Here is an 8,358-nt window from a genome sequence, read left to right as displayed (position 1 = left end):
CGACGAGACACGGCGGCTGAGGCCGCCCCAGAACCAGGCACCGCCGCGGAACGCGCCACCGCCGACCCGTCGTCAGCAGGTTCCGCCACCGCAGCAGCAGGGCCCGCCGCTGCCGCAGCCGACCCAGAATCCTGCTCCGCGCCGCCCTTCGGGGCCGCCGCCGCAGGGGCCGCATCAGGCTCCTCACCAGACGCCGCCCCCGCCGCATCGTGGGCGCCGCCAGCCGCCACCGGTCCGCCCGTGGCAGGTCGACCGGCGCGACGAACCCGACGCGACGCGGTTCATCCCGCGCACCCCCGGCGTCCCGATGGGCTCGCGCTGGCCGGTCGCCGACCCCGACGTCCTCCGCCCGTACGACCAGCTCGCCACGCAGGTCATGCCTGCGATCAAGGACGCGCCGCTGGTCAAACCGCGGCCGGGGGAGACCGGCGAACAAGAGGTCGCCGCCCCGGCGCAGGCGCCGTCCATCGCCAAATCCAGCGGCCGGATGGCGATCGCGTCGCTGATCAGCCGCATCACCGGTTTCGCGTGGAAGCTGCTGCTGGTCGCGGCCATCGGCGCCAAGGTCGAGAACGACTCGTTCAACGTCGCCAACACGATGCCGAACATCATCTTCGAACTGCTGATGGGCGGCGTGCTGTCCAGCCTGGTGGTGCCGCTGCTCGTGCGGTCGCAGGACGACAAGGACGGCGGCGAGGCCTACACCCAGCGGCTGGTGACGGTGGCGGGCACACTGCTCGTCGTCGGGACGGCGATCGCGGTCTTCGCCGCGCCGCTGATCACCAAGCTCTACGTCGACGACAAGGGGCAGGCGAACCCTGACCTGGTCACCGCTTTCGCGTACCTGCTGCTGCCGCAGATCTTCTTCTACGGCGTGTTCGCCCTGCTCTCGGCGATCCTGAACGCGAAGCACATCTTCGGCCCGACGGCCTGGGCGCCGGTGATCAACAACCTGGTCGTCATCTTCACGATCCTCGTGGTGTGGATCATGCCGGGGGACATCTCCACGAATCCGGTGTCGATCACCGACCCGAAGGTACTCACGCTGGGCCTCGGCGTGACAGCGGGCATCGTGGCGCAGTCCGTGCTGCTGATCCCGCCGCTGCTGCGGTCGGGGTTCAAGCCCAAGTGGCGCTGGGGCATCGACAAGCGCATGAAGGAGTTCGGCGGGCTCGCGCTGTGGACCGTCGGCTACGTCGCGGTCAGCCAGGTGGGCTACACGATCACGACCCGCGTGCTGACCAGCGGTTCGGAAGGCGGTGTGACCGCGTACAGCAACGCGTGGCTGCTCTTCCAGCTGCCGTACGGCGTCATCGGCGTGTCGCTGCTGACCGCGATCATGCCGAGGATGAGCCGCGCGGCCGCGGACGGCGACCACAAGAAGCTGATCGGCGACCTCTCGTACGCCTCCCGGATCTCGACGGTGACGCTGCTGCCGATCTCCGCGGTGATGACCGTGGTGGGCGGTTCGGTCGGTATCGCCCTGTTCACCTTGGGCAAGGGCAGGATCGAGGACGCGACGCGGCTGGGCGAGGCGCTGGCCATCTCGGCGTTCGCGCTGCTGCCGTACGCGCTGGTCATGCTCCAGATGCGGGTGTTCTACGCGATGAAGGACGCGCGGACGCCGGTGCTGATCATGATCGTGATGACCGTGGTCAAGGTGCCGCTGCTGTACCTGTGCCCGGCGCTGCTGTCGCCGGACAACATCGTGCTCGGCGTGATGATGGTCAACGGCCTCACGTTCGTCGTCGGCGCGATCCTCGGTCAGGTCTGGCTGTGGGTGACGCTCGGAAACCTGCGGAGCAAGCGGGTTCTCGGGGTGATCCTCTTCACGGTCGTCGCGAGCGTGCTCGGGGTCGGCGCGGCGTGGCTCGCCGGGCAGGTCGTGCCTGACTCGTTCGGGCCTACTTTCCATGCCTGGGTGAAACTTCTGCTGCAAACCATCGTCGGGATCGTGGTGTCGTTCGGCGTGCTCATGGCCCTGAAGGTCGAGGAATTGAAGCCCGCCACGGCGAGGATCACCCGGTTGATCAAGCGGCGATAACGATTCACGCACGGATGGCGCGCGTTCACGGGTCGTATTCTGGGTACCCTCGGGGCGGGAGCTACGCGGGAGAGTGCGGTGGATACGAGACGGAGCGAACAGGCAGGGGAGGCGAGCCAGGTGGGCGTTCGTGCCCAAGGCGGGTCGCTGGCCCCTGGCCGGGTCGTCGGTGACGGCCGGTATCGCCTGCTCGCACAGTTCGGGGTGGACGAGCGGGCGGCGGCGCATCTTTGGCGCGCCCGTGACGGGCAGCTGAAGCGGGACGTGGCGCTGACGCTGCTGGTCGGCGACCCCGCGGACGCGGAGGCCGCGAGGCTCGCGCGCCGGACGCTGGAGCGTGCCGCGCACGCCTCGAAGTTCGGCCACGGCGGGGTCGCGCGCGTCCTCGACGTGCTGAGCCTCGGCAGCGGCGTCACCTCGAGCGAAGGTCTGCTCGGTGTCGTCGTGGCGGAATGGACCAAGGGCAGCGACCTGGTCGACCTGGTGGCGCAGCGCCCGGTGGCGCCGGCCGCGGCGGCCAGGATGGTGCAGGCACTGGCGGAAGCCGTCGATCACGCCCACCAGAACGGTCTCGTCCTCGGCCTCGACCATCCGCAGCGCCTGCGGCTCACCCCGGACGGCGCGCTGAAGCTCGCGTTCCCGGGCCCGTTGCCCGAAGCCACCCTTCGCGACGACGTCAAGGCGCTCGGCGCGGTCCTGTACCTGCTGCTGACCGGTCGCTGGGCCCTGCCCGGCGGTCCGGCCGCGATCCCGGCGGCGCCGCACGCGCCGACCGGACGGGTCATCCCGCCGCGTTCACTGGTCCCGACGGTGCCGGTCGAGCTGTCCTCGCTCGCCGTCCGCACCATCGAGGACGGCGGCCACGGCGGCATCCGCACCAGCGCGGCCATCCTGCGCGTGCTGGACCAGGCCGCCGAAGCCGAGGAACGCACCCAGCTGATCAAGGCCGTCGGCGAGGAAGAGGCCGTCGCCGAACCGGACGGCACGGTCTGGACGACGAAGAAGCCGGTCAAGGACGTCGCGCGGCGCAAGAAGCTGGCGTTCGGCGTGACCGTGCTGGTCGTCGCGACCGTGGTCATCCTCGCCTGGGGCGGGATGATGCTGATCAACCTGTTCCAGGGCGAATCGAAGTCCAGCGGTCCGAACTTGAACGTCGCCGCGTCGTCGTCTTCGACCGCTCCGCCGCCGTCGGGCGAACAGCCCCCGCCCGCGCAGCAGCCGCCGCCGGGTCCCACCGTGGGGGCAGCGGTGAAGCCGTCGGCCGTCGCCGTGTTCAACCCGGGCAGCAAGGGCGACAGCCCCGGCCGCGCCAAGAACGCCACGGACGGCGACCCGGGCACCGTGTGGAAGACCGACGACTACGACGAGCAGTTCCCGGTCCTCAAGAACGGTGTCGGGCTGGTCGTGACCTTCAAGGACCCGATCAACCTCAGCCAGGTCAAGATCGACGCGGGCAGCCCCGGCTCGAAGGTCGAGATCCGCTCCGCCGACAAGAAGAACCCGAAGCTCGACGAGACGAAGGTCGTCGGCAGCGGGGACCTCGCGGCGGGTGAATCGACCATCGCGTTGCAGCAGCCGCAGCAGGGTCAGTACTTCATCGTCTGGATCACTCAGCTGGGTGAAGATGGCGACGGCAAGTTCGTCACCGAACTCAAAGAGCTGACGTTCCTGCCTGCGGGGTGACGCCGAACACCGGGTCAGTAGGCTCTCCCGGGTGACAGCTGCAGCTCCAACGGACGCGGATCTCATAGCGGCGCATGCCGCCGGTGACCCGCACGCGTTCAGTGAACTGGTCCAGCGACATCGAGACCGCATGTGGGCGGTGGCCCTGCGCACCGTGCGGGATCCGGAAGAAGCCGCGGACGCCCTGCAGGACGCCTTCATCTCCGCGTTCCGAGCAGCGGGCAATTTCCGAGCCGAATCGCAGGTCACGACGTGGTTGCACCGCATCGTCGTGAACGCGTGCCTCGACCGCATCCGGCGGGGCAAGGCCAGACCGACCGTTCCGCTGCCCGAGACCGGGCAGTTCAACGAACCCGCCTCGCCGCGCGACTCGATGTCCGAGCGCGAGACGAGCCTCGTGGTCAAGGAAGCCCTCGACCAGCTTCCCGAAGAGCAACGTGCCCCGATCGTGTTGGTCGACGTCGAGGGATACTCCGTCGCCGAGACGGCGAAGATGCTCGGCATCGCCGAGGGCACGGTGAAGAGCAGGTGTGCCCGAGGCCGCGGAAAGCTCGCGAAGGTTCTCGGACATCTGCGGAACCCCGATGCGATTGCGAACGTCCCAACTCACGAAAGCAAACGAGAGCGCGCTACCCCGGAACGGGGTGCCAGGCGTCCTCAGGGCACGCCGGGTGACGGGGAGGGAAGATGACAGACGAGAGCAGGGGGATCGGCGGGACCGTCGGTCCGCCGTGGTCTGTCGATGTGCTCGCCGACCTGCACGCAGGTGTACTGGACGAGCGGGAGGCGGCCGAACTGTGGCCGCTGGTGAACGCCGACCCCGAAGCACTGGCGATCATCGAAGCACTCGAAGCGACCACGGCCGACCTCGCGTCACTCGCGAACGAGCCTGTCGCACCCATGCCGGCGGAGTACGCGGCGCGGATCGACGCGGCACTGGCCGCCGAGATGCGGACGTCGCCTGCCTTTCAGGGCGCACCTCAAGGGCAGCAGGCGCAGGTCGCCCCGGTGGTGGACCTCGCGGCCGCACGGCGGCGGCGGAACAAGCGGATCGGCTGGGGCGCCGGGATAGCGACCGTGGCCGCGGCGGCCATCGCCGCCGTCGCGATCGTCGTGCCCACCACCCAGCAGACGACGCCGGGCGGCGTCGCGCAGCCTCCGCCCGCCCCCACCGGCCCTTCGGTCGGCGGTGACGGCAACGGGGCGGAAGCGCTCCTCGGCAAGGCGCTCGGCGTCCGCGACTTCGGCTCGTTGAAGACCGAAGAGAAGCTGGACGCCTGCGTCGAGGCCGCCGGACTGGACCCTGACGTGCGGCCGGAGGGCATCCGGCCGGTGAACGTCGCGGGCAAGGACGGCGTGATGGTGATCTACACCACAGGCAAGCTCGCCCAGTTCCGCATCGTCGCCTTCGGGTCCGACTGCGGCCCTGGCAAGCCGTCGGTCCTCTTCGACAAGATCATCGGCCAGAAGTAGCGATACCAAAGGTCCCTTGCTCCCCGGCGACGTCCGGGAGGAGCAAGGGACCTTTGCTGTCGCCTGGGAGCAGGGCAGGAGAAGTAGCGCCGGTCACCCCGGGAACACCGGCCCTTACGATCGTGTTGAGCCTGCTGAACAGGTCACTACGAGCGGAGGTCACGGGTGGCTGCCGAGGAGATCAGGAACCTGATCATTGTGGGATCGGGTCCTGCGGGATACACCGCCGCTGTCTACGCGGCACGAGCGCAGCTCGAACCGCTGGTGTTCGAGGGGACTCAGTTCGGCGGTGCGCTGATGACGACGACGGAGGTCGAGAACTTCCCCGGCTTCCGCGAAGGCATCCAGGGTCCCGACCTCATGGAAGAGATGCGCGAGCAGGCCAAGCGTTTCGGCGCGGACCTGCGCCAGGAGGACGTCGAGTCCGTCGAGCTGACCGGTGACGTCAAGTACGTCGTCGCGAACGGCGAGCGCTACGCGGCCCGCGCGGTCGTGCTCTCGATGGGCGCCGCGGCACGCTACCTGAACGTGCCCGGCGAGCAGGAGCTGCTCGGCCGCGGTGTTTCGGCCTGTGCCACCTGCGACGGGTTCTTCTTCCGCGACCACGACATCGTGGTCGCCGGCGGCGGCGACTCCGCGATGGAGGAGGCGACCTTCCTGACGAAGTTCGCCAAGTCCGTCACGATCGTCCACCGTCGCGAGGAGTTCCGCGCCTCCAGGATCATGCTGGAGCGGGCCCGCGAGAACGAGAAGATCAAGTGGGCGCTCAACAAGCAGATCACCGGGGTCGAGGGTGAGGGCAAGGTCGAAGGCCTGAAGCTCAAGGACACGGTGACCGGCGAGGAGTCGCAGCTGGACGTGACCGGGTTCTTCGTCGCCATCGGTCACGACCCGCGCAGCGAACTGGTGCGCGGTCAGGTGGACCTCGACGAGGACGGTTACGTGCTCACCCAGGGCCGGACCTCGTACACGAACCTTCCCGGCGTTTTCGCGGCCGGGGACCTGGTCGACCGCACGTACCGGCAGGCGATCACCGCCGCGGGTTCGGGCTGCGCCGCGGCGATCGACGCGGAACGATGGCTGGCGGAGCACGCCGGCGTCGAGACCGCCCAGGAGACGCCTGAGCTGGTCGGCGGCGGCTACGGCGCCACCACCAACTGACTTTCCCGCACCGGAGTTCACCACCCCCAGGAGGAGACACCATGGCCAACAACACCGTGACGGTGACCGACAAGACGTTCGTCGACGACGTGCTGACGAGCGAGAAGCCCGTCCTGGTCGACTTCTGGGCGACCTGGTGCGGTCCGTGCAAGATGGTCGCCCCGGTGCTCGAAGAGATCGCGGCGGAAAACGGCGAGAAGCTGACCATCGCCAAGCTCGACATCGACGCGAACCCGAACACGGCGCGTGACTACCAGGTGATGTCGATCCCGACGCTGATCCTGTTCCAGGGCGGCAAGCCGGTGAAGCAGATCGTCGGCGCCAAGCCGAAGGCCGCGCTGCTTTCGGACCTCGCCGACGTCCTCTGATCTCGCGTTTCACCTGCCGAAACCCGGGGCCTGCCCAGGCTCCGGGTTTCGTCTTTCGGCGGAACGGGTAGATCTGACTGTTACGGCGACGCCTGGACGGGTTCCCCGAACGGGGACTTGACGCACCGACCGGGCCTCCGCGCTCACCGAGAGTTCACAGGGCACAATAGAGCACCGGGGTTCGCCCCGCAGGGTTTTCAAAGTCGTGCATCGAGCTCGATCGGTGCCCCAAAGGGAAGAGCGAGGAGTGCATGCGGGTACTCCGCCGCGGTGACGCCGGACCGGACGTCGCCGAGATCAGGTCCACGCTGGCGGCGATGGAGCTGCTCCCGCCGGTGACCGAATCCGGGGAGTACGAGGTCTTCGACACGGCGATGGAACATGCCGTGCGCGCGTTCCAGCAGCGCCGTGGGCTCATCACCGACGGTCTGGTGGGTCCGGCGACCTACCAGGCACTTCGCGGCGCGGGCTTCCATCTCGGCAGCCGCCCGCTGACCTACATGTTCTCCGCCCCCATGCAGGGTGACGACGTTTTCGCGCTCCAGGAGCGGCTGACCGAACTCGGTTTCGACGCCGGCCGCCCGGACGGGCACTTCGGCGCCCAGACCGAACGCGCGCTCAAGACCTTCCAGCGCGACATGCGCCTGGTCGCCGACGGCATGTGCGGTCCGGCCACGATCCGCGAGCTGCACCGGCTCTCTTCGCCGCGTGCCCGCGGCGGCCGCCCCGTGTTCCTGCGTGAGCAGGAGCAGGTGCGCCAGGCGGGCCCGCGGCTGCGCGGCAAGCGCATCGTGATCGACCCTGGCCACGGCGGCGAGGACCTCGGTGTCGTCGCGGGTGACCTGCGTGAAGCGGACATCGCCTGGGACCTGGCGCGGCGGCTGGAAGGCCGGATGCAGGCCACCGGCATGGAGGCGCTGATCTCGCGCGGCCCGAACCAGAGCCCGACCGAGGGTGACCGGGCCAAGTTCGCGAACGAGGCGGGCGCCGACCTGTTCCTCTCGCTGCACAACGACAAGAACCCCTCGCCGAAGGCGCAGGGTGTCGCGAGCTTCCACTTCGGCACCGGCAACGGCACCACGTCGACCGTCGGTGAGCTGCTCGCGGGCTTCATCCAGCGCGAGCTGGCCGCCCGCACCGGCATGCTCGACTGCCGCACGCACTACAAGACCTGGGAGATCTTCACCCGCACCCGCTGCCCCGCGGTGCGGATCGAGATCGGCTACCTGACCAACCCGGAAGACAGCCGCAAACTGGCCGACCCGGCTTTCCGCGACGTCGTCGCCGAAGGCATCCTGGTCGCCGTGAAGCGCCTGTACCTCCTCGGCGAAGGGGACCAGCCGACAGGCACGTTCACCTTCGCGGACGTCCTGGCCCACGAACTCGCCAAAGCGGAGTAGCCACTCCTCCACACCCCGCACGCGGGCGCACATCCCCCTGCCGAGCCGCTCGGCACAACCGGTTGTGTGCCCCCACTCCCGACCACGCCACCCGTAGATCCCCCCGGTGCGCAGCCCCCGCCCTTCCCGGGGGGCGTCCCCAGGTCCAGCCTACCCATCCACAGATTTTCCACCGCTCCTATCAGGGATCTGTGGATAACTCGGCGGGTTACCCACAGCTGTCCCCAGG

The 8,358-nt window shown here is 69.1% G+C and carries 7 protein-coding genes; all 7 read left to right on the top strand.

The genetic code is table 11. The features are described from left to right. Positions 1-307 precede the first annotated feature (307 nt). Complete coding sequence (gene murJ / locus CFP71_RS32095) at positions 308-2,044, top strand: murein biosynthesis integral membrane protein MurJ (RefSeq protein ID WP_244199919.1); 1,737 nt, start codon at positions 308-310, stop codon at positions 2,042-2,044. A gap of 120 nt (positions 2,045-2,164) precedes the next feature. Further along, positions 2,165-3,727 carry a protein kinase family protein gene (locus CFP71_RS32090; protein ID WP_208636083.1) on the top strand — a complete coding sequence of 521 codons (1,563 nt, stop codon included), beginning with the start codon at positions 2,165-2,167 and terminating at the stop codon, positions 3,725-3,727. A gap of 31 nt (positions 3,728-3,758) precedes the next feature. Next, entirely contained in the window at positions 3,759-4,418 is a 660-nt protein-coding gene (gene sigM, locus CFP71_RS32085; RefSeq protein WP_026467183.1) for an RNA polymerase sigma factor SigM, read from the top strand. Then, complete coding sequence (locus CFP71_RS32080; RefSeq protein WP_093937690.1) at positions 4,415-5,200, top strand: hypothetical protein; 786 nt, start codon at positions 4,415-4,417, stop codon at positions 5,198-5,200. The genes sigM and CFP71_RS32080 overlap by 4 nt, the downstream gene beginning before the upstream one ends. A 165-nt stretch (positions 5,201-5,365) precedes the next feature. Continuing rightward, complete coding sequence (gene trxB / locus CFP71_RS32075) at positions 5,366-6,361, top strand: thioredoxin-disulfide reductase (protein WP_093937689.1); 996 nt, start codon at positions 5,366-5,368, stop codon at positions 6,359-6,361. A 41-nt stretch (positions 6,362-6,402) separates the two neighbouring features. Then, entirely contained in the window at positions 6,403-6,729 is a 327-nt protein-coding gene (gene trxA / locus CFP71_RS32070) for a thioredoxin (RefSeq protein ID WP_005154472.1), read from the top strand. Positions 6,730-6,980: 251 nt separating this feature from the next. Then, positions 6,981-8,129 carry an N-acetylmuramoyl-L-alanine amidase gene (locus tag CFP71_RS32065; RefSeq protein ID WP_005154474.1) on the top strand — a complete coding sequence of 383 codons (1,149 nt, stop codon included), beginning with the start codon at positions 6,981-6,983 and terminating at the stop codon, positions 8,127-8,129. The last annotated feature ends 229 nt before the right edge of the window (positions 8,130-8,358 follow it).

The sequence above is a fragment of the Amycolatopsis thailandensis genome, from assembly GCF_002234405.1.
Taxonomy (GTDB): domain Bacteria; phylum Actinomycetota; class Actinomycetes; order Mycobacteriales; family Pseudonocardiaceae; genus Amycolatopsis; species Amycolatopsis thailandensis.
The sequence above is the reverse complement of the archived record's forward strand: the minus strand, read 5'-3'. Positions and strand labels throughout refer to the sequence as shown.